Origin of the sequence: Pseudomonas sp. FP2335 (assembly GCF_030687535.1) — a bacterium.
Classification (GTDB): Bacteria; Pseudomonadota; Gammaproteobacteria; order Pseudomonadales; family Pseudomonadaceae; genus Aquipseudomonas.
In genome coordinates this window covers 300,791-321,968 of record NZ_CP117437.1, presented here as the reverse complement: position 1 = coordinate 321,968, position 21,178 = coordinate 300,791, and the positions used below count along the sequence as shown (strand labels likewise).

The 21,178-nt window shown below is 61.9% G+C and carries 16 protein-coding genes; 10 read left to right on the top strand and 6 right to left on the bottom strand.

Annotated features, from left to right (window positions below):
• The first annotated feature begins 908 nt into the window (after positions 1 to 908).
• Positions 909 to 3,038, top strand: coding sequence for a M48 family metallopeptidase (locus PSH81_RS01430; RefSeq protein ID WP_305391882.1), 2,130 nt, complete (start codon positions 909 to 911; stop codon positions 3,036 to 3,038).
• Positions 3,039 to 3,111: 73 nt separating this feature from the next.
• Here PSH81_RS01430 and PSH81_RS01425 read toward each other — a convergent pair whose 3' ends face one another.
• A complete protein-coding gene (locus PSH81_RS01425; RefSeq protein WP_192298439.1) occupies positions 3,112 to 4,407 on the bottom strand; it encodes an OprD family porin in 1,296 nt (431 codons plus the stop codon).
• Between the two features lie 410 nt (positions 4,408 to 4,817).
• Here PSH81_RS01425 and PSH81_RS01420 point away from each other — a divergent pair, with 410 nt between their 5' ends.
• Complete coding sequence (locus tag PSH81_RS01420) at positions 4,818 to 6,893, top strand: TonB-dependent siderophore receptor (protein WP_305391881.1); 2,076 nt, start codon at positions 4,818 to 4,820, stop codon at positions 6,891 to 6,893.
• A 130-nt stretch (positions 6,894 to 7,023) separates the two neighbouring features.
• Here the strand turns inward: PSH81_RS01420 and PSH81_RS01415 are convergent, their stop codons facing one another.
• From PSH81_RS01415 to PSH81_RS01405, 3 genes are all read right to left on the bottom strand, one after another.
• Positions 7,024 to 7,236, bottom strand: a complete 213-nt coding sequence (locus tag PSH81_RS01415) for a hypothetical protein (protein ID WP_192298441.1) — start codon at positions 7,234 to 7,236, stop codon at positions 7,024 to 7,026.
• 234 nt (positions 7,237 to 7,470) lie between these two features.
• Positions 7,471 to 8,577 (bottom strand): agmatine deiminase, encoded by a 1,107-nt coding sequence (gene aguA / locus PSH81_RS01410; protein WP_192298442.1) that lies wholly within the window; start codon positions 8,575 to 8,577, stop codon positions 7,471 to 7,473.
• 121 nt (positions 8,578 to 8,698) lie between these two features.
• A complete protein-coding gene (locus PSH81_RS01405; protein WP_305391880.1) occupies positions 8,699 to 11,599 on the bottom strand; it encodes an aminotransferase in 2,901 nt (966 codons plus the stop codon).
• A gap of 151 nt (positions 11,600 to 11,750) precedes the next feature.
• Between PSH81_RS01405 and rfbB the strand changes: the two genes are divergently transcribed.
• Genes rfbB through PSH81_RS01370 form a run of 7 tightly spaced genes read left to right on the top strand, consistent with a single transcriptional unit; the run spans position 11,751 to position 18,819 of the window.
• The gene (gene rfbB / locus PSH81_RS01400; protein ID WP_226456747.1) at positions 11,751 to 12,833 is read left to right on the top strand and encodes a dTDP-glucose 4,6-dehydratase; all 1,083 of its coding nucleotides are present in this window, start codon (positions 11,751 to 11,753) and stop codon (positions 12,831 to 12,833) included.
• Positions 12,830 to 13,705: a glucose-1-phosphate thymidylyltransferase RfbA gene (gene rfbA, locus PSH81_RS01395; protein ID WP_192298445.1), complete on the top strand. Its 876-nt coding sequence runs from the start codon at positions 12,830 to 12,832 to the stop codon at positions 13,703 to 13,705. Before rfbB ends, rfbA begins: the two co-directional genes overlap by 4 nt.
• The gene (rfbC, locus tag PSH81_RS01390; protein WP_305391879.1) at positions 13,702 to 14,247 is read left to right on the top strand and encodes a dTDP-4-dehydrorhamnose 3,5-epimerase; all 546 of its coding nucleotides are present in this window, start codon (positions 13,702 to 13,704) and stop codon (positions 14,245 to 14,247) included. The genes rfbA and rfbC overlap by 4 nt, the downstream gene beginning before the upstream one ends.
• Positions 14,244 to 15,125, top strand: a complete 882-nt coding sequence (gene rfbD / locus PSH81_RS01385) for a dTDP-4-dehydrorhamnose reductase (RefSeq protein WP_305391878.1) — start codon at positions 14,244 to 14,246, stop codon at positions 15,123 to 15,125. Before rfbC ends, rfbD begins: the two co-directional genes overlap by 4 nt.
• A 36-nt stretch (positions 15,126 to 15,161) precedes the next feature.
• On the top strand, positions 15,162 to 16,970 hold the full coding sequence (locus PSH81_RS01380; protein WP_192298448.1) for an ATP-binding protein: 1,809 nt from the start codon (positions 15,162 to 15,164) through the stop codon (positions 16,968 to 16,970).
• Positions 16,967 to 18,343: a sigma-54 dependent transcriptional regulator gene (locus PSH81_RS01375; RefSeq protein ID WP_192298449.1), complete on the top strand. Its 1,377-nt coding sequence runs from the start codon at positions 16,967 to 16,969 to the stop codon at positions 18,341 to 18,343. Before PSH81_RS01380 ends, PSH81_RS01375 begins: the two co-directional genes overlap by 4 nt.
• A 20-nt stretch (positions 18,344 to 18,363) precedes the next feature.
• Positions 18,364 to 18,819 carry a YiiD C-terminal domain-containing protein gene (locus PSH81_RS01370; RefSeq protein WP_192298600.1) on the top strand — a complete coding sequence of 152 codons (456 nt, stop codon included), beginning with the start codon at positions 18,364 to 18,366 and terminating at the stop codon, positions 18,817 to 18,819.
• Positions 18,820 to 18,947: 128 nt separating this feature from the next.
• Here the strand turns inward: PSH81_RS01370 and cysQ are convergent, their stop codons facing one another.
• Positions 18,948 to 19,784 carry a 3'(2'),5'-bisphosphate nucleotidase CysQ gene (gene cysQ, locus PSH81_RS01365; RefSeq protein ID WP_226456743.1) on the bottom strand — a complete coding sequence of 279 codons (837 nt, stop codon included), beginning with the start codon at positions 19,782 to 19,784 and terminating at the stop codon, positions 18,948 to 18,950.
• Entirely contained in the window at positions 19,781 to 20,347 is a 567-nt protein-coding gene (gene nudE, locus PSH81_RS01360) for an ADP compounds hydrolase NudE (RefSeq protein ID WP_305391877.1), read from the bottom strand. The genes cysQ and nudE overlap by 4 nt, the downstream gene beginning before the upstream one ends.
• Positions 20,348 to 20,434: 87 nt before the next feature.
• On the opposite strand from nudE, the gene yrfG reads away from it, so the two are divergent.
• Complete coding sequence (gene yrfG, locus PSH81_RS01355; RefSeq protein ID WP_305391876.1) at positions 20,435 to 21,097, top strand: GMP/IMP nucleotidase; 663 nt, start codon at positions 20,435 to 20,437, stop codon at positions 21,095 to 21,097.
• Positions 21,098 to 21,178: the final 81 nt, after the last annotated feature.

Sequence of the window (21,178 nt, the reverse complement as noted above, 5' to 3'; positions counted from 1 at the left end):
ACGAAGGCATCGCCATAAAACTCATGGGATTCATGCGCAGCACCAACCACAACAATCCAACGACTCCAAAGGGTGATAAAAGCAGCGATCACAGCGATACGGCTGTAACCGTTCCGGAGAACGGCCTGCGGCACGCCAACGATTTGGGTGCCAAGTAGCCATCTGCATCCTGATGTGCCTATTTTTATAGCTATCAACAAGCGAGCGCACGTCTTGAGGTAGTTTTAGAGGTAGAAAAACGCAGTCTCATAGATAATAACGACCGTCATCAATAAGTTATTGATTGGTTCGACTCCTGGTGCCGCACCATATCTCAAAGCCCCGCAATGCGGGGCTTTGTGGTTTCTGGGGTTTAGAAAAACACTCCTCCTAAAACCACCAAAAACCCCACTCCGTCCAAAATTCGTCCAATTTCATTTTTTGGACGCTTTCCTACTATCAGCTTTCCTTCCGCCCTCTTCCTCTCAAAAAAACACCCGCCAACTGATTCAACAAAACTACCTCCCCCATATGCCCAGAGCTGAAATGCGCATTCTTCATCGCCATCACCAACGATGCATGCCTCGTCGTGCTGAGGCAGGCTCTGTCGCAGGAGGTGCCTTGGGCAACGCATTTAGCGGATGGATAGGTAAGAAGATCTACGAGGCTGTTAAATGACACTGAGCACGGGCGATGCGGTTCTTTAACAGAGTTCGGTTATCACGACTTGGGCGCCGATCCGGCGCCTAGGATAATTTCTCCCAGGCCCCACTGTGGCAGGTGGACCTGATGGCCCGCTACCCGATCACCGACAACGCCTCGGCCACTGATCAGCCGAGGCGTTTTGCATCACATCACGGCAAATTTTGGCCTCCCGCCCGCGCGTTTTTCGGTATAACCCAAATTTAACGCGTCGCGAACGGACTCCCATGAACGCCCTGAAACTCATCTTTCTGCTGGTCATTTTCCCGCTGCTGCTGGCCGCCCTCGGCGGCTGGGAGTTGCAGCGGGCGGACCGCGCCACAACGGCGATGATCGACCAGCACATCAGTACCGACCTCTACAAACAAACCCTGCAAGCCGTGGCGGCCAGGCAACCCGAGGCCGATGTCGCGCCGCCGGAAGGCATGATCACCGTCCAGGCCGCCCTCGCGCGTCTGGAGAAGGTCGAAGCCGAGTTTCCCACCGCCCACCGCATCAACCGCGTCTTGCGCGCACTGGCCCCCTGGGTGATCGGCCTCGGGCTGCTCGCGACGTTGATCGGCCTGGCCGCACTCGCTGGCACGCATTGGGCCGGGCGCCGCGCGCAGCAGTCCCGCGAACAGTTGCTGCGCGTGTTCAGCCTGGGCAGCCGCCTGTTGCCCTACGTGTTGGTGAGTCATGTGGTGGCAATGGCCGCGACGGTAGCGCTGGTGCTGGTCTTCGAGGGGCTGGCGCTGTGGCATGTGGGCAAGCTCGGCAGCGGCGTAATGAAGCTGATGGGCATGCTGGGAATGGTCGCGGCGTTGTGCCTGTATTCGATCTGGCTGCTGCTCAAGCAATTGCGCCCGATGCTGGCGATGTTCGAGCCCACGCCGCTGGAGATGTTTGGCCAGCCCGTGACGCCCGAGCAGGCGCCGGGGTTATGGCGCCATGTCGATGAGTTGGCCGCCAGGTTGGGGGCATTGCCACCGGAGCATATCGTGGCGAGCCTGACCCAGGACTTTTACGTGACCTCCAGCGCAGCCCTGGTGATGCCCGCCGAAACCCTTTTGCACGGCCGCACCCTGCATGTCCCGCTGCTGTACCTGGGGCTGCTGGACCGTGAAGAAATCGGCGCGGTGATCGGGCACGAACTGGCGCACTTTGCCGGTGAAGACACCGAGTACAGCCTGCGTTTTTTGCCGATCTACGATGGGGTCAACCGCAGCCTTGGCGCATTGGCTGACACGATACTGGCCAGCGATCCGCTCCAGGGTCGCCTGATGCGCCCGTCGTTCATGCTTGGCGTGTTTTTCATGGAGCGTTTCGACCACGCCGTAAACCATTGGCGCCGCGAGCGCGAGTTGCTTGCCGACGCCGCCGGCGCACGGCTGGTGGGCAGTGCCGCCATGGCATCGGCGTTGTTGCGGGTGTCGGTGTTACACGCGGCGCTGGACGATACCTTGATGGACAAGGGCGCAAACGCCGCTGAACGCGATCTGCCAAACGCCGTACTCATGGCGCTGCAAGGCATGGAGTTGCAACTGCCACCCGAGGCATTGGAGAGCCAGCAGCCGCACCCCACCGATACCCACCCGTCCAATGGCGAGCGCCTGCAGGCATTGCAAGTGACCGTCGATGACAGCGTGCGCAGCGCCACACGTGCCGTGGATGCAGGGGCAGCCAACACACAGATCGACGCGTGCTTCAGCGCGCCGCAGGCCCTGCGTGAAGCCCTGTCCCGCGACCTGACCGCCGTGATGGCGTCTGAAGAATCGGCACATATGCAGTTGCTGGAAACCATGGTGGACTCGGTCGAGGGCGAACGGACCTTCCATGAAGGCGGTCGCTGGCGCGGTGCGCTGATGGCGCTGGCGTCGACACCTTTTGTACTCGCCGGGTTGTTTGCCATCAGCCGTCCCTGGCTCGCCCCGGAACGCTTGAAGGGCACGCCGCTGTCGGCGCTTGGCGCAGGTGCGTGCCTCAGTCTGATCGGGCTGGCCCTGCTGTGGCTGGGCATCCGCCGCTTCAAGCGTGCACCCCAGACTGCGTTGCGCCTGACGCCGGAGCATTTTGTGTTCAACAACCTCGCGCAACCGCTGCCGATCGAGCATATCGACGAGGTCAGCTTGCAGTTCGTCCAGGGCATCTGGGTAACCGTGCACCTCACACCCGAAGCGCCGCTGCCGGCAACGCGCAAAACCGCGTTCGGCGTACCCGGCGCACGGGTCAACAGGAAGAAGCGCCAGGTGCTGCTGCACATGGCGCAACTGTGTGTCGACAATAAGAAGATCGAACCCTATGAAGGGCTGTCGATGATGCTCAACTACAAAAACGCGGCACTGGCGCGCAGGATCTTGCAACAGCGCGAGGACTGATCCGGCGGCATAAAAAAACCCCGAACCAGTCGGGGTTTTTTATCGCCTTGAATCAGGCGCTACACACGATCACTTAGAAAACGTTGATCGGGTAGTCAGCGAACAGACGCAGTTCGTTACCGCCAATGTTGTAGTTGCTGGCGTTGTTCGAAACGCGCAGCCACGAGGCGCGAGCGCGCAGGCTCAGGTCTTTGGCCGGGCCGCTCTGAACCACGTATTTGAACTGGTTGAAGATCTCCCGCTCGGTGCCATTGCCGCGGTTGGAACCGTCGTCGATGTTGGTGCCGCGCACGTACGCCACGTTGTAGCTCAGGCCAGGCACGCCGTAGGCGCTGAAGTCCAGGCCGTAGCCAACCTGCCAGGAACGCTCGTCCTTGCCGTTGAAGTCAGACCAGTAGGAGTTGGCCAGCAGGATGGTGTTGCCACCGTCGCCGATGCCGCTGTTCTTGTTGTCCTGGTGGTAGCCGCTGTACAGGTAGCCGGTGTCGCCGGTGCTGCGCTGATGAGCGAGGGTGAAGCTGTGTGCGCCAACAGCCCAAGTGGCGGCCAGGCTCCAGATTTTGTTGTCGCGGGCGTCTTGGTCGCCTTGGGTCAGCTGGGCGAAATCTTTGTCCAGCTTGGTTTTGTAGCCGTTGAAGTCAAAGGTCAACGATTGCTTTTCTGGCAGGGCCAGCACGTAGTTGACGTTGACGTATTGCTTCTTCAGCACGTCCTGCATATCGGAAGCGTACAGCGCGGCCGACAGGCTTTCGGTGAACTTGTAGCTACCGCCGACGTAGTCGATGCTCTTCAGGTGACCGCTGTCGCTGCCTTCGGCGCTCTTGCGACCTTGCTTGGTGAAGTGACCAGCGTCCAGTTGCAGACCGGCGATTTCCTTGGAAACAATCGAGGTGCCCTCGTAGGTTTCCGCCAACAGACGGCCACTGTCGTAGGCCAGGACCGGTACGTTCGGCAGCTGCTGACCGTATTTCAACACGGTGTTGGAGATACGTGCCTTGACCGCTGCGCCGCCTTTGGCCAGGTCATTGGCGGCCGAGCCGCTGTCGCCTTGCTTGAAGAAGTCGATACCGCCACCGCCGCTGCGACCTTTACCACCGTCCAGACGGATAGCGTATTGGCCCAGCACGTCCACACCCACACCGACGGTGCCTTGGGTGAAACCGGACTCGAACTTGCCGATGAAGCCTTGGCCCCATTCCGCTTTGTCCTGGTTGTGGTCTTTGTAGTCACGGCTGATGTACGCGTTACGTGCAGCGATGTTCAGGTGGCTGTCTTCAACGAAACCCTTCGATTCCGCTTGATCGTTAGCCATTGCTGTCGATGCGCTCAAAATCCCCAGAGCGATCAGACTCATCCGTTGCTTCAACATTTCTTATATTCCTTATTACTGGTTGAGTACGCGCTATGACACCAGGCTCCGTATTGCTTTCTGGCGTCGACTTTTCCCGGAAAAAAGAAGGCCCGCGGACGACGAGTCTGCCGCGGGCCTTTTTTTATTGGAGGAGTCATGGCTGTTAGCCACAGGCGTTGGACGCAATCCTAGTCGCGCCCGGAACTATGTGTCAATTTCGCGAATCGTCTGTATTTAGGCGAAAAAATTCTAAGCAAAGGCCTACAGCCTTTCTGAAAACGACCAAAAAACCCTTCCAACGACGAAAAACACACATTTCGTAACATATTTCGAAGTCTATACATTTGGTATTGGATAACGCGCGCAAATGCAAAGCATTACCATTAACGCGCAGTTTTCCTCCCCAATAATCCGGATACATTTCCCCCATGCCTGCCCCACGCCTGTCGCCCATCACCCTTGGGCTTTCCGTCTTGCTGTCTGCCGGTTTTGCCTGTGCCACCACCACCTTGCCTGCCACCTCGATCAGCGCCGAATCGGATGAAGACGACCCGCGCATCAAGCAAACCAGCACCGCCACACGCACTGCCACCCCGGTGCGGTATGTGCCCCAAGCCATCGACTCGGTAAAGACTGAAAGCCTGCGCTCCTACGGCACCAACGACTTGGGCCAGGCCTTGAGCGGTATCCCCAACGTCAGCAGCGGCGCCGACACACGCTTCGACAGCCTGCGCATTCGCGGTTTCGACGCGAGCAACGATTTCTACCTCGATGGCATTCGCGACGACAGCCAATATGTACGCGACCTGCACAACATCGAGCGCATCGAAGTGCTCAAGGGCCCGGCGGCCGTACTCTACGGGCGAGGCGGTCAGGGAGGGATCGTCAACCGTGTGAGCAAGCTGCCGATCGCCGGGCACAAGTCCAGCATCGAAGCCCAGGGCGGCAGCAACGACCTGCGCAGTCTGTATGCCGACCTGAGCACCGACCCCAGCGATAACATCAGCCTGCGCCTGAACATGGGCAACCAGGACAACAACAGTTTTCGCGACGGTGTCAGTGGCAACCGCCAACTGTTTGCGCCGTCCATGAGCTGGCAGCTCACGCCGGACCTGAACTGGCTGGTGCAATACGAATACAGCCGCTACAACCGCACACCGGATCGCGGCATTCCCGGCGTCAACGGCCGCCCGGCCGATGTGAGCCGCAGCACCACCTACGGCGACAGCCGCGACTACATCGACGACAAGTCCCAGTCGCTGCGCTCCAAGCTGAGCTATGAACTCAACGACAACTGGCAGCTGCGCCAGACCCTGGGCGTGTTCAAGCTCGACAGCGATTTCGACAACACCTATCAAACTGCCTACGTTCCGGCGACCAACAGCGTCACGCGCCAGCGCTGGCAGCAGGACCTGACCACCCGCAACGTCTTCAACAACGTCGAACTGGAAGGTGGCTTCAGCACCTACGGCCTGGAACACCGCTTGCTGACAGGCCTTGAACTGGGCAACCAGCGCCGGGACCCGAAGCTGTACACCGCGGCGGTCAGTCGCACCGTGCCAAGCCTCGACCTCAACCAGCCCAATCGCAACCAGCGCCACACCGGGCGAATGAACGTGTGGAGCAACGCCCACACCGAAGTCGAAAGCCGCGCCGTCTACGTGCAGGACCAACTGCGCCTGAACGATCAATGGCAAGTGCTCGCCGGCCTGCGCTACGACCGGTTTGAAGTGGACTCCAAGAACAAGCTGCTCAACCGCCAGCAGGCTGTCGAAAGCCACAGCACCAGCCCGCGTTTCGGCCTGGTCTGGACGCCGCTGGAAAACCACTCGTTCTACGCCTCGTGGAGCAAGACCTTCTCGCCAGCGGGCGGCGGCGTGATCGGCATCACCCCGAATGCCGCAGGCAGCGTCAACGACCTGAGCCCCGAGCTGACCAAGCAAAAAGAAATCGGCGTCAAAAGCGACTGGTTCGACGACCGCCTGAGCACCACCCTGGCGGTATACGAACTGGAACTCTACAACCGCCGCACCGCCGACCCGCAGGACCGCTCCATCACCCTGCTCAGCGGCCTGCAACGCTCGCGCGGCGTGGAACTGACCGCCAGCGGCAAGATCGTCGGCAACTGGTACGTGCGCGGTGGTATCGGCCTGCAGGACGCCACGGTCGTGAAGGACAACAACGGCTTCGAAGGCAAGCGGGTCAGCGACGTGGCCAAGCGCAATGGCAGCCTGTTCATCACCTGGAAACCGGAAATGGGCTGGTACGCGGAAACCGGCTTGACCCTGGTGGGCGATCGTTATGCCGACAGCTTGAACACCGTGGTCCTACCGGGATATGGCCGCTGGGATGCGCTGGCCGGGTTCCGTCAGAAGGAATGGGATGTGCGTGCAGCGCTGAACAACATCGCCGACAAGACCTACTACGCCTCGGCGACGAGTGTGGCGCAGATCCAGCCGGGGGAGCCGCGTAGCCTGGTCGTAACCGGCACCTACAGCTTCTAAGACAGAACACCATCCCAATGTGGGAGCGGGCTTGCTCGCGAATACGGAGTGCCAGTCACCAGATGTATTGACTGATTCACCGTATTCGCGAGCAAGCCCGCTCCCACATTTTTTTGAATGCAGTGTTCTTTTAATTTTTCAGCAAATCACACAACGCGTGCACTTCATCTTCACTGAACAGCCCCACCGGATACCGTTGGCTCATCATGCTGCGCAAATCCGGCAGCCTGCTCTTCCGTGAGCCGTTTTCCTTCAACCAGAGCCCCAGTGCTTGGATCGCGTCGCCGTCAACCCGCATAGGGTGAAACGTGCGCGTGTACATCAGGTTGATTTGAGGACTCATTTCAGCGCTCTCTCCTACTGCGTGAGCGGCCAACTTACTCAAGGTTTATGACAGAACTGCACAGCCATAAACCTGGATCACTGTCGCAACAGCGATACAAGAGCTATGCCAATGTCGGCGTTTTATCGCCAGGCGCACACAAAAAAGCCCGCGGCCTTGCTGGGCCGCGGGCTTGCTGTGGGTGATGGCAGCGTTGGGGCGCCAGTCACCGTCACGCTGCTGTTACAACTGCACTCAGTTTTTCTGTGGAGCCGGCTGCTGTTGGGTAAGGCAATGAATATTCCCGCCGCCCAGTAACAGTTCGCGGCCCGGCACCATCACCACTTCATGCTGTGGGAACAGGTTCTGCAGGATGACCCTGGCCTGGCCGTCCAGTGGGTCGTCAAAACTTGGCGCGATGATGCCGCCGTTGACGATCAGGAAGTTCACGTAGGAACCGGCCAGGCGCACGCTCGGATTACGTTCCTGCGAACCGTCCACCGGGTCGACACCGGCGCACTCTTCCTCGGTGGCGTACAACGGCCCCGGGATCGGCATTTTGTGCACTGTGAACGGGCGGCCCTTGGCGTCGGTGCTGCTTTGCAGCACGTCCAGGGCGGCGTGGCAGCGCGCGTAGTTGGGGTCTTGCGGGTCGTCGGTCCAGGCCAGCAGCACTTCGCCAGGGCGCACGTAGCAGCAGAAGTTATCCACATGGCCGTCGGTTTCATCGTTGAACAGGCCATCCGGCAACCAGATGATCTTATCCACAGCCAGGTTGGCGCTGAGCACCGCTTCGATTGCCGTGCGATCCAGATGTGGGTTGCGATTGCGGTTGAGCAGGCACTCTTCGGTGGTGATCAACGTGCCTTCGCCGTCGACGTGAATCGAACCGCCTTCCAACACAAAACCCTCGGTGCGGTAGCGCGGCGCGCGTTCAATCTCGAGGATCTTGCCGCCCACTTGCGAATCGCGGTTCCACGGCGCGTACAGGCCACCATCAAAGCCGCCCCAGGCGTTGAAGTCCCAGTTCACACCGCGCACTTCGCCGCTGTCGTTGATCACGAAGGTCGGCCCGGTGTCACGCACCCAGGCGTCGTCGCTGGACATTTCCACCACACGGATATTCGGCACATCCAGGCGCGCACGGGCGTTTTCGTACTGGCCGGCGGACACCGCCACCGTCACCGGTTCAAAACGCGCAATGGCCTTGGCCACCGCCACATGCGCCGCTTGCGCCGGCTTGCCGCCCAGGCGCCAGTTGTCCGGGCGCTCGGGCCAGATCATCCAGGTCTGGGTCTGTGGCGCCCATTCGGCAGGCATGTAGAAGCCATCGGCGCGAGGTGTGCTGTGCAGGGTGGTCATGGCGATCAGGACTCCGAATGGGGCAAAGGCCGACTTTATAACGGATAAAAATCGGCTTTAAAAGCAAGCAATGATGCTAGCCAATAAATATGACAAGAAATAACCGATAACAATCGATTAACTACAGTTGCTCGTCGAGCACCTTCGACAGCATGTCGACAAAAAAATCCACGCTGCGCCTGGACGTGACCATCGGCGGTTTGATCTTGAGGATGTTCAGATAGTCGCCGGTTGGCTGCATGAAAATCCCCAGCTCGCGCAGGCGATCACACAGCAACGTGGTTTCTTCGGTGGCCGGCTCCAGAGTCTGACGGTTGCGAACCAGCTCCAGCCCCAGATAAAAGCCGGAACCGTGAACCGCCCCGACCAGTGGATGCCGCTCGATCAATTCCTCCAGGCGTGCCTTGAAATGCCCGCCAACCACCTGGGCGTTTTCCCACAGCTTTTCCTCCTCCATCACATCCAGCACCGCCATGCCGATCCGGCAACTCACCGGGCTGCCCCCCGACGACGAGAAGAAATACCCCTCGGCCTCCAGCGCCTCGGCAATCTCCCGCCGGGTGATCACCGCGCCCAGCGGCTGGCCGTTACCCATGCCCTTGGCCATGGTGATGATGTCCGGCACCACGCCCTGCTCTTCAAAGCCCCAGAAGAAGCGGCCCATGCGCCCGTAACCCACCTGCACCTCGTCGGCGATGCATACGCCACCCTGGGCGCGGACCAGCCCATACACTTGCTGCAAATACCCCGCGGGCAACGAGATGCCACCGGCATTGCCGTACACCGGCTCGCAGATGAAACCCGCCAGCTGGCGCTGATTAGCGGCGATTTTCGCCAGGTTGTGCTCCACACTTCGTACGTAGTCCGGCGCACTGTCCGGCCCGCGAAACTCGCCTCGATAGGTGTTCGGCGCAGTCACCGGATGCACCCAATCCGGGCGGCTGCTCAGCGCCTGGGGGTTGTCGGCAATCGAGGTGGACACCGCGTCCGCCGCCACCGACCAGCCGTGATACGCCTCCAGCACGCTGAGCATGTCGCGCCCGCCGCTGTAGGCCCAGGCCAGGCGGATCGCCAAATCATTGGCCTCGGTGCCGCTGTTGACCAGGAACACCCGGTCCATCCCCTTGGGCGCCAGCGCCAGCAAGCGCTCGGAAAATTCGGCAATCGCCGCGTAATGGAAGCGCGAGTTGGTATTGAGCAGCGACCACTGCCGCGCCGCCACCGCCGCCATGCGCGGGTGGCCGTGGCCGAGGACCGCGACGTTGTTGAGCATGTCCAGGTAGGAGCGGCCCTGCATGTCGATCAGGTGGTTGCGCCAGCCGCGTTCGATACGCGGCGGGTCGACGTAATAGTGTTTTTGCGAACGGGCGAAACTGGCGTCGCGTCGGGCCAGCAATGCCTTGGGGTCCAGCTCGGGTTCGGCATCACAGGCCAGCCCCAGCAACGCCGCTGGCGACGGGCACAGGGCCTGCCAGGCCATGGCGCGCGACGGCGTGCAGAACAGCGGTGGCGTAACGTCCGCCCGGCACAGTTGCACGATCAACGGCGCATGCACCTCGCCGAGCACCTGGCCCTCAACCAGCAGCGCCCCCGGTTTCAACCCGGTTGTCAGCCCCCACAACCGCAGGCTCAACTCGACGCCCTGCACACTCACAAGACCGTCGGCGTCGTGATGCAGCGTCCCGGCGAAAGGCGCTTCCAACAGCGTGCCGTGGGGCAGATGCAGCTCAACATGCAGCGCGAATGTCTCAGGCTCCGCGGCACTGTCCGGGTTGGTGCGCGAAAGCCGATATTGGCCGTAGCGGCTGGCCGCCAACCCATGCACCGCCGCCGCTTCGTCCAGCAGCCGGCGATCAATACCGGGCTGCTCCCAATTGCCCGCCTCGAAATGCGGGCTGAGCACGCCCAGGTCGATCAACGCAAACTCACGCCCCACCAGCTCCGGCAACAACGGCGCGAAATCCTGGCTGGCAAACGGCAGCAGGTTCTCGCCGACGCTGCGCAAGATCGCCGCGTCCATCAACGCGAACGGCACCGACGTTGCCACGTGGAAAATTTCCCACTCATGTTCAGCGTTCTTCAGCAGGTAAGCGTTATCCGGGTCCAGCCGCTGTTGCTGCTCACTGCTCAGTACCAGCACCGCCGCCCGCGCCACGATCAGCGGCCATAGCGCCTGCAACTCTTCACGGCGCAGCGGCGTAACCGCATGAAACGCCTGCACTGCCGGCAAGATCGCAAAGGGGTCGCCCTCGGCGTGATGCAGCAGCGCCGCGCAGGTCACCGACAGGTCGGCAATGCGCCAGGTGTGCACCAGATCACCGAAATCAATCACGCCCTCAACCCGCCAATGCCGCTGGGCGTCACGCTGCCAGACCACATTGTCGTCGGTGATGTCCATGTGCACGGCCTGCCAAGGCAGGTGCTCCGCCAGCGGCCGGATATGCGCCTCGACCTGCTCGGAGACCCGCTCCAGTTCGGCGCGGTACGGCAGGTTTTCCAGGGTTGCCAACAAGTGCGTGATCAACTCAGGCGCGTGGCGCGGGTCCCATTGCAGCGTGCGGTCCAGGCCCGGGTGCCCGAACGGCGCCAGGGCCAGGCTCATGCGCCCGCACAGGTCGCCGAAGCCTGCGATCACCTCGCGGCCCAGGTGCGGCAGATGGGTCAGCGGCTGGCCATCGATGTAGTCCAGCACGCGCAGGTGCAGGGTTTGCCCGGCGTGGGTGATGGTCAGCAACTCTTCGCCATTGAGCGCCTTTATCACCTGTGGTACGCGTACGGCGTGCAGGCTGTTGAGTGCGGCATGCTGGGCCTGCAACTCCACAGCGGCGTAGTCGCCCCGGCAGATTTTCAGAACGAACCGGCCACGGGCGCTGTCGACCTTGTAATTGAGGTCTTGTTGGCTGCCCAGTGATTGCAAGGTGCCAGTTAGCCCGTAATGCTGCTCAAGTAATTGTGCCGCCTGGTCGAGGCCCACTTGCGGGCAGGGTAGACTGGCGCGGTGAATCAACGTGGCGAGCAGCATGGGGGCATCCTCTATTTTTTAGACGTGTATCTCGCCACTGTTCGGGGGGTTTAGGCAACCCCCTGCGCATACCGTGCTTGCGCCGCCCGGCTCCACAACTCAAGCTATGCTCCATTCGCAAAACACCCGTCTTAGAAAAAGGCCCTCCGACATGCGCATTCTCATCACCGGCGGAGCGGGTTTTATTGGCTCCGCCCTGATCCGCCACCTGATTCAACACACCGAGCACGAAGTGCTCAACCTGGACAAGCTGACGTACGCTGGCAATCTGGAATCATTGACCAGTATTGCCACCAACAGCCGCTATGAGTTCGTCCAGGCCGACATCATTGACCAAGCCACAGTCAGCGCCGTGCTCGCACGTTTCGAGCCACAGGCAATCATGCACCTGGCTGCCGAGTCCCATGTCGACCGTTCGATTGACGGCCCATCGGACTTTATCCAGACCAATATCGTCGGCACCTACAGCCTGCTGGAGGCCACCCGCGCCTACTGGCAGACGCTGACCGAGCCGGCCCGCAGTGCGTTCCGTTTCCACCACATTTCCACCGACGAAGTGTACGGCGACCTGCACGGCGTGGACGATCTGTTCACCGAAACCACGCCCTACGCCCCCAGCTCGCCTTACTCCGCGAGCAAGGCAGCGTCCGACCACCTGGTCCGCGCCTGGCAGCGCACCTATGGCCTGCCGGTATTGCTGACCAACTGCTCGAACAACTACGGCCCCTTCCACTTTCCCGAAAAGCTCATCCCGCTGGTGATCCTCAACGCCCTTGCGGGCAAGCCGCTGCCGGTCTATGGCGATGGTTTGCAGGTGCGCGACTGGCTGTTCGTCGAAGATCACGCCCGTGCGCTGCTCAAGGTCGTGACTGAAGGTGCGGTGGGCGAGACCTACAACATCGGCGGGCATAACGAGCAAAAGAACATCGACGTGGTGCGCGGTATCTGTGGCCTGCTGGAAGAACTGGCGCCTCAACGCCCGGCGGGTGTCGAAAAATTCACCGACCTGATCACCTTCGTCAAGGATCGTCCAGGCCACGATCAGCGCTACGCGATCGATGCCGGCAAGATCGAACGCGAATTGGGCTGGACCCCCGAAGAAACCTTCGAAACCGGCCTGCGCAAAACCGTACAGTGGTATCTCGATAACCTGGAATGGTGCCGCAGGGTCCAGGACGGCAGCTATCAAGGTGAACGACTCGGCAACACCAATCTAAAGGATCTGATCGCATGATGAAGGGAATCGTATTGGCCGGCGGCTCCGGCACCCGCCTTCACCCCATCACCCTGGGTGTCTCCAAGCAACTGCTGCCGGTGTATGACAAGCCGATGATCTACTACCCGATCTCGGTGCTGATGCTGGCGGGGATCAAGGAAATCCTGGTGATCTCCACGCCGGTGGATTTGCCGCAGTACCGCAACCTGCTCGGCGATGGCAGCCAGTTCGGCGTGCGCTTCAGCTATGCCGAGCAGCCGTCGCCGGACGGCCTGGCCCAGGCCTTCATCATCGGCGAGGAGTTCATCGGTGATGACCCGGTCTGCCTGATCCTGGGCGACAACATCTTCCACGGCCAACACTTCGGCGACCAGTTGCGTGCCGCCGCGCAGCGCCCTTCGGGTGCCACCGTCTTCGGCTACTGGGTCAAGGACCCGGAGCGCTTCGGTGTCATCGACTTCGACAAAGACGGTCGCGCCCTGTCCATCGAGGAAAAACCGGCCAAGCCCAAATCATCGTATGCCGTGACCGGCCTGTACTTCTACGACAACGACGTAATCAGCATCGCCAAGGCCGTCAAGCCTTCGCCCCGTGGCGAGCTGGAGATTACCGACGTCAACAACGCCTACCTCAAGCGTGGCGACCTGCACGTAGAGCGTTTCGGTCGTGGCTTTGCCTGGCTCGATACCGGCACCCATGACAGCCTGCTCGAAGCCTCCACCTACGTGCAGACCATCGAACATCGCCAGGGCCTGAAGGTGGCCTGCCTGGAAGAAATCGCCTACGAGAATAGCTGGATCGACCGGGATCACTTGCTGGCGCGTGCCAAATACTTCGGCAAGACCGGCTATGGCCAATACCTCTACTCTCTTGCCGGGGAAAACCTATGAATGTAACCGCCACTGAGTTGCCCGGTGTATTGATCATCGAGCCAAAGGTTTTTGGCGATGAACGCGGTTTTTTCTATGAGAGTTTCAATGCCCGGGCGTTTGCCCAGGCCACCGGGCTGCAACAGCATTTCGTGCAGGACAACCACTCTCGCTCGCAAAAAGGCGTATTGCGCGGCCTGCACTACCAAGTCGAGCACGCCCAGGGAAAACTGGTCCGCGTGACGGCCGGTGAAGTGCTGGACGTGGCCGTGGACATTCGCCGCAGCTCGCCTCATTTCGGCCAATGGGCCAGCGTACGGCTATCTGCCGACAATAATCGCCAACTGTGGATTCCACCGGGATTTGCCCACGGTTTTGTGGTGCTCAGTGACCACGCCGAGTTCCTGTACAAGACAACGGATTACTACACACCGTCGGCAGAGCGCTGCATCCGCTGGGACGATCCAGACCTCAATATCGATTGGCAGTTGACCGCAACCCCGACCCTGTCCGCCAAGGACCAGAATGGCAAAAGCCTGAAAGAAGCCGACCTGTTCCCATGACCAGCCCTCTGAAAATCCTCATCACCGGCCAACACGGCCAAGTCTCCCAGGCCCTGCAACAGCAGCTCCTGGGCCTTGGCGAACTGATTGTGCTGGGCCGCGACAGACTCGACCTGGCCAACCCCGAGCAAATCCGCCAGCAGGTGCGCGCCCAGCGTCCCGACCTGATCATCAACGCCGCCGCCCACACCGCCGTCGACCTGGCCGAAAGCGAACCGGACGTCGCGTTCGCGATCAACGCCAGCGCCCCCGGCATCCTCGCCGAAGAGGCCAAGGCCCTGGGCATCCCGTTGATCCACTACTCCACCGACTACGTGTTCGACGGCCGCAAACCGGCGCCCTACACCGAAGCCGACACGCCGAACCCGCTCGGTGTCTACGGCCAGAGCAAGCTGGCCGGCGAGCAGGCGATTGCGGCGGTGGGCGGCGAATACCTGATCCTGCGTACCAGTTGGGTGTACTCCAACCATGGCAAGAACTTCCTGCTGACCATGCAACGCCTGTTGCAGGAGAAGCCGCAGATGCGCATTGTCGCCGACCAGATCGGCGCACCCACCTGGGCCGGCAGCATTGCCAGCAGCACCCGCGCCTTGATCGAACGCTGGCAGGCCGGTGATGCGGGGCAATGGGGCGTCTATCACCTGACGGCCCAGGGCGAAACCTCGTGGTTCGGCTTCGCCCAGGCGATTGGCGAACATTTGCGCGCCGAGGGCAAAGCCTGTGCCGAGCTGGAAGCGATCCCCTCCAGCGCCTACCCGACGCCCGCGCAGCGCCCGTTGAACTCGCGCCTCGATTGCCGCCGCCTGCAACAGCAATGGCAGGTCAGCCAGCCGCAGTGGCAAGACGCATTGCGCGAGTGTCTTGCACAGCAGCACTAGGCATAATGCGCCTGTACTCACAGGCGCCCGACTCCCATGACTCCACCTCTCCCGCGAAGACCCCGCTGGCGCAGCCTCGCCCTGTTGGCGTTGTGCCTGGCACCGCTGCTGTGGCCGCTGGAGCACCTGGCCGAGCGCTACTACCGCAGCGAACTGGCCGGGCAGAACCGCCAGACCCTCGACCTGTACGTCGCCAACCTGCTCGGCACCCTGCACCGCTTCGAAGTACTGCCGCAGATCCTCGGCGACCTGCCGGCCCTGCGCACCGCATTGGCGGCGCCCCAGGTCAGCACCAACCTGGCCAATGCCAACCAGCTGCTCAAGGACGTCGCCGCCCAGGCCGGGGTGGAAGTGATGTACCTGATGGACACCCACGGCAAGACCCTCGCCGCGTCGAACTGGGATAAACAGGACAGCTTCGTCGGGCGCAATTTCTCGTTCCGTCCCTATTTCAGCGAAGCCATGGCCGGGCGCCTGGGGCGTTTCTTCGGCCTGGGCACCACCTCGGCCAAGCGCGGCTACTTCTTCGCCGCCGCCGTGCGCGATGGCGAAAACATCATCGGCGTGCTGGTGGTCAAGGTCGACCTGGACCACACCGAAAGCCTCTGGGGCAAGACCCCGGAACAACTGCTGGTGACCGACCACAACGGCGTGGTGATCCTCACCTCACGCCCGCAATGGCGCTTCCGCGCCACCCGCCCGCTGACCGCCGAAGAGCGCCAGGCAATCACCGCCATCCAGCCCTACCCGACCCGCGACCCGCAGCCGCTGACCCTCAGCTCCACCGCGTGGCTGCGCCAATCCACGGCCATTGCCGAAACCGGCTGGAACGTGGAGATCCTCGCGCCGCAATCCCTGATCAACCGCCCGGTGCGCACCGTGGTCGCCGTCGGCGGCGCGACGTTGCTGGTGCTGATGCTGTTGCTCGGCCTGATGATGCAGCGCCGTCGCCACTACCTGGAGCGCATCGCCTTTGAAGCCAAGGCGCGTCGCGAACTGGAAGCCCGCGTGATCGAGCGCACCAGCGATCTGGAAGGCCTCAACCGGCGCCTGAAACAGGAAGTGCTGGAGCGCGAACACGCGCAGCAGGAATTGGTGCGTGCCCAGGATGACCTGGTGCAGGCCGGCAAACTGTCAGCGCTGGGCACCATGTCGGCGAGCATCAGCCACGAGCTCAACCAGCCCTTGGCAGCGATTCGCAGCTATGCGGAAAACGCCGAGATCCTGCTCGACCACCAGCGCACCGACGACGCCCGCGGCAACCTCAAGCTGATCAGCGAACTGACCGGGCGCATGGCCTCGATCATCGCCCACCTGCGCGCCTTCGCCCGTCGCGACCGGCATGCGCCGGAGAGCGTCGGCCTGCAACCGGCGCTGGACGATGCACTGGCGTTGCTGGCCAAGCGACGCCGCTCGATGGAAGTCGAGCTGATCCGCGATTTGCCGGAAGCAACGTTGTGGGTAGAAGCCGGCGAAACCCGGCTGCGCCAGGTGCTCGGCAACCTGCTGGCCAACGCGCTCGACGCCCTCACCGAAAAAGGCCCGCCGCGCAAGCTCTGGCTGAGTGCCGAAACCACCGAACAGGGCGTCAACCTGTACATCCGCGACAACGGCCCAGGCTTTTGCATGGAAGCCCTGGGCCGCGCCAGCGAGCCGTTCTACACCACCAAGACGCGCACCCAGGGCCTGGGGCTCGGCCTGGCGATCTGTGACACCCTGATGCGGGCGTTTGGTGGCGAGTTGCTGTTCGCCAACCACAAGGAAGGCGGCGCGTTGTTAACCTTGAAATTGCGTGCCGGCTCGCCGGGCGTCAGTCTGCAACCGTCCGAGGACCGCAGTGTATGAGTATCGAGAACGGCATTCAGGTGGTGTTGATCGACGACGATCCACACCTGCGCCAGGCCCTGTGCCAGACCCTGGACCTGGCCGGGCTGAAAGTCCTGCCCCTGGGCGAAGCCAACGGCCTCACCGCACGCCTGTCGCGGGATTGGCCAGGGGTGGTGGTCAGCGACATCCGCATGCCTGGCATGGACGGCCTGGAGCTGCTCACCGAACTGCACGGCCAGGACCCGGACCTGCCAGTGCTGCTGATCACCGGCCACGGCGATGTGCCGCTGGCGGTGCAGGCCATGCGTGCCGGGGCCTATGACTTCCTCGAAAAACCCTTCGCCAGCGACGCCCTGCTCGACAGCGTGCGCCGCGCCCTGGCCCTGCGCCGCCTGGTACTGGACAACCGCAGCCTGCGCCTGGCCCTCAGCGATCGCCAGCAATTGAGTACCCGACTGGTCGGCCACTCGCCCCAGATGCTGCGCCTGCGCGAGCAGATCGGTGCCCTGGCGGCGACCAAGGCCGATGTGCTGATCCTGGGCGAAACCGGTGCCGGCAAAGAGGTGGTGGCCCGTGCACTGCACGATTTGTCGAGCCGCCGCAGCGGGCCGTTCGTGGCGATCAACGCCGGTGCCCTGGCCGAATCGGTGGTGGAAAGCGAGCTGTTCGGCCACGAGCCGGGCGCGTTCACCGGCGCGCAGAAGCGCCGCATCGGCAAGTTCGAATTCGCCAACGGCGGCACGTTGTTCCTCGATGAAATCGAGAGCATGAGCCTGGACGTACAGGTCAAGCTGCTGCGCCTGCTGCAAGAACGCGTGGTGGAACGCCTGGGCGGCAATCAGTTGATCCCGCTGGACATCCGCATCATCGCCGCCACCAAGGAAGACTTGCGCCAGTCCGCCGACCAGGGCCGTTTCCGCGCCGACTTGTATTACCGCCTCAACGTCGCCTCGCTACGCATTCCGCCACTGCGCGAGCGCGGCGAAGATGCGTTGATGCTGTTCCAGCACTTCGCCGACGAAGCCAGCAGCCGCCATGGCCTGCCCCTGCACGAACTGCAACCAGGCCAGCGCGCCCTGCTGTTGCGTCACAACTGGCCAGGCAACGTGCGCGAACTGCAGAACGCCGCCGAACGCTTCGCCCTGGGGCTTGAGCTGGCTCTGGACGCCACGCCCGACAACCCGTTCGCCAGCGTACTGACCTCCACCCCGGGCGGCTTGAGCGAGCAGGTCGAACAGTTTGAAAAAAGCCTGATCGCCGCCGAACTGACGCGCCCCCACGGTTCCATGCGCAGCCTCGCCGAAGCCCTCGGCGTGCCGCGCAAGACCCTGCACGACAAACTGCGCAAGCACGGCCTGAACTTCGCCAACCAAAGCGGCGACGACGAATGACCCACGCCAAAGAGACCGCCATGAGCCGCGACAGCCAATACCTCGAATCCGTCCTGCACCACGACATCCCCCTGACCCGGGAAATGGGCCTCAAGGTACGCGGCTGGCAGCACGGGCGGCTGGAATTGCACCTGCCGTTGCAGGCCAATATCAACCACAAGAGCACCATGTTTGGCGGCAGCCTGTACTGCGGCGCAGTACTGGCGGGTTGGGGTTGGCTGCACTTGCAGTTGCGTGAAGAAGGGATTGAAGACGGGCACATCGTGATTCAGGAGGGGCAGATCAGTTATCCGCTGCCCGTCACCCGCGACGCGACCGTGGTGTGCCAGGCGCCGGAGGAGAAGGTGTGGAAGCGGTTTGTGGCGACCTACAAGCGCTATGGTCGTGCACGGTTGACGCTGCAGACGTGGATTGTGAATGAGGGTAGCGAGGACCGCGCCGTTGCCTTTACCGGTCAATACGTCCTGCACCGCTAACCGCAACAACACCAAACAATTTTGGGAGCGGGCTTGCTCGCGAATGCGGAGTGTCAGCTAGAACATTTCTGACTGATCTACCGCTATCGCGAGCAAGCCCGCTCCCACACTTTTGATCTGCTGTAGTTCTAAGACCGAGCCAGGCTCAGCAAGCGTTCGCGCCACGGCGCTTTGGCCGGCAATGCCAAAAAGAACGGATTCAACAACGACGCCCGCGCCGGATAACTGAACGGCACGCCGCTCAACTCCAACACTTCGCCACCCGCGCCTTCCAGCACGCCTTGGGCCGCGGCGGTGTCCCACTGCGATGTCGGCGCCAGTCGTGGATAACAGTCGGCACTGCCTTCGGCCAACAGGCAGAACTTCAGCGAACTGCCGATATTCGCCAGCTTCAGCGCTCCCAAGCCTTCACTCAAACCGTCCAGCAGACGCTCCTGCTCCGGGCTGGTATGCCGACGGCTGGCGACCACGGTAAACGCCTCGCCGGCCGCCGGGGCCGTGCGCACCTGGATCGGCTTGTGCGCTTCATTCACATCCGAACGCCATGCGCCCAGGCCCGCACCACCGAAGTAACAACGCCCGTTGGTCGGCATCGACACCACGCCAAACACCACGCGGCCCTGCTCGATCAAGGCGATGTTGACGGTGAACTCTTCGCTGCCGGCGATAAATTCCTTGGTGCCGTCCAGCGGGTCCACCAACCACCAGCGCTGCCAAGCGGCGCGTACGCTTTGATCAATGTCGGCATCCTCTTCGGACAGTACCGGGATGCTCGGGTCCAGCGCGGTCAGGCCCGCGAGGATGAGGTGGTGAGCGGCAAGATCGGCCGCCGTCACCGGCGAATCATCGGCCTTGGACGTCACGGCAACCCCGGCGCGCCAGTACGGCAGGATCACTTCACCGGCCTGGCGAGCCAGCTCGATAACGGGGGCGATAAACGGGTGGCCTAAAAACAATTCGCTCATGCCTTAAACGCTCCTCGCTGGGTCAACAGGTCTCGTACCAGGTACAACGCGGCCAGGGCGCGGCCTTCGCTGAATTGCTCGTTTTGCGCCAGCATCGACAGCTCACGCAGGTTGACCTTGTCCACCCGCATCGGCTCGGGCTCATCACCTTCAAGACGCTCTTCGTAGAGATCGGTGGCCAGCACCACCTGGATTTTCTGGCTCATGTAGCCGGGCGACAGCGACAGCTCGGTAATCAGTTCCAACTGCCGTGCGCCATAGCCCGCCTCTTCCTTGAGCTCACGGTCGGCAGCCGCCAGAACATCTTCGCCGGGTTCGATCAGGCCCTTGGGCAAGGACAGTTCATATTCATCGGTGCCGCCGCAATACTCTTCCACCAGCACCGCGTGCTCGTCATCGAGCATCGCCACGATCATCACCGCGCCGTAGCCGGCACCGCGACCCACCAGGCGCTCGTAGGTCCGTTCAACGCCATTGGTGAAGCGCAATTGCACTTCCTCCACGCGGAACAAACGGCTACTGGCGACTATTTCGCGGGCGAGGACGGTGGGTTTCTGGCGCATAAGCGGCTCCTTGGCGTGATCGGGTTACTATACCGTGGCTTTTCCGATTGTCTGTGTCGGATATTTCAACTTACAAGAGACCGCCCCATGCCCTCTTTGCCCTGGCACGCCATCGACACCGTCCTGCTGGACATGGACGGCACCCTGCTCGACCTGCATTACGACAACCATTTCTGGATGGAGCACCTGCCCCAACGCTACGCCGAACTGCACGGCGTGAGCCGGGCCATCGCCGAGATGGAGTTGCAGCCCCTGTTCGAGCGTAACGCCGGGCAGTTGCAATGGTATTGCCTGGATTTCTGGAGCGCCGAACTCAAGCTCCCGGTACGCGAACTCAAGCTGGAAACCGCCCACCTGATAGCGCTGCGCGCGGATGCAGACACCTTCCTCGCGGCGATCAAACGGGCCGGCAAGCGTGTGATCCTGATCACCAACGCGCACCGTGATTCGCTGTCACTGAAATTGGAACGGATTGAGCTGGCACCGTACTTCGAACGCCTGATCAGCTCCCACGACTACGGTTTTGCCAAGGAAAACCCGCAGTTTTGGGATGCGCTGCAAGCCGACATCGGCTTCGACCCGGCGCGCAGCCTGTTTATCGACGATACCTTGCCGATTTTGCGCAGTGCGCGGGCGTTTGGTGTGGGGCATTTGTTGGCGGTCAAAGAGCCGGACAGTAAAAAAGGGGCCAAAGACACAGGGGAATTCGAGGCCGTCGACGACTACCGCGATCTCATTGCCGGACTCTAAACCCTATGTGGGAGCGGGCTTGCCCGCAAAGGCGGTGGATCAGAAACACATTCAGTGACTGACACTCCGCTTTCGCGGGCA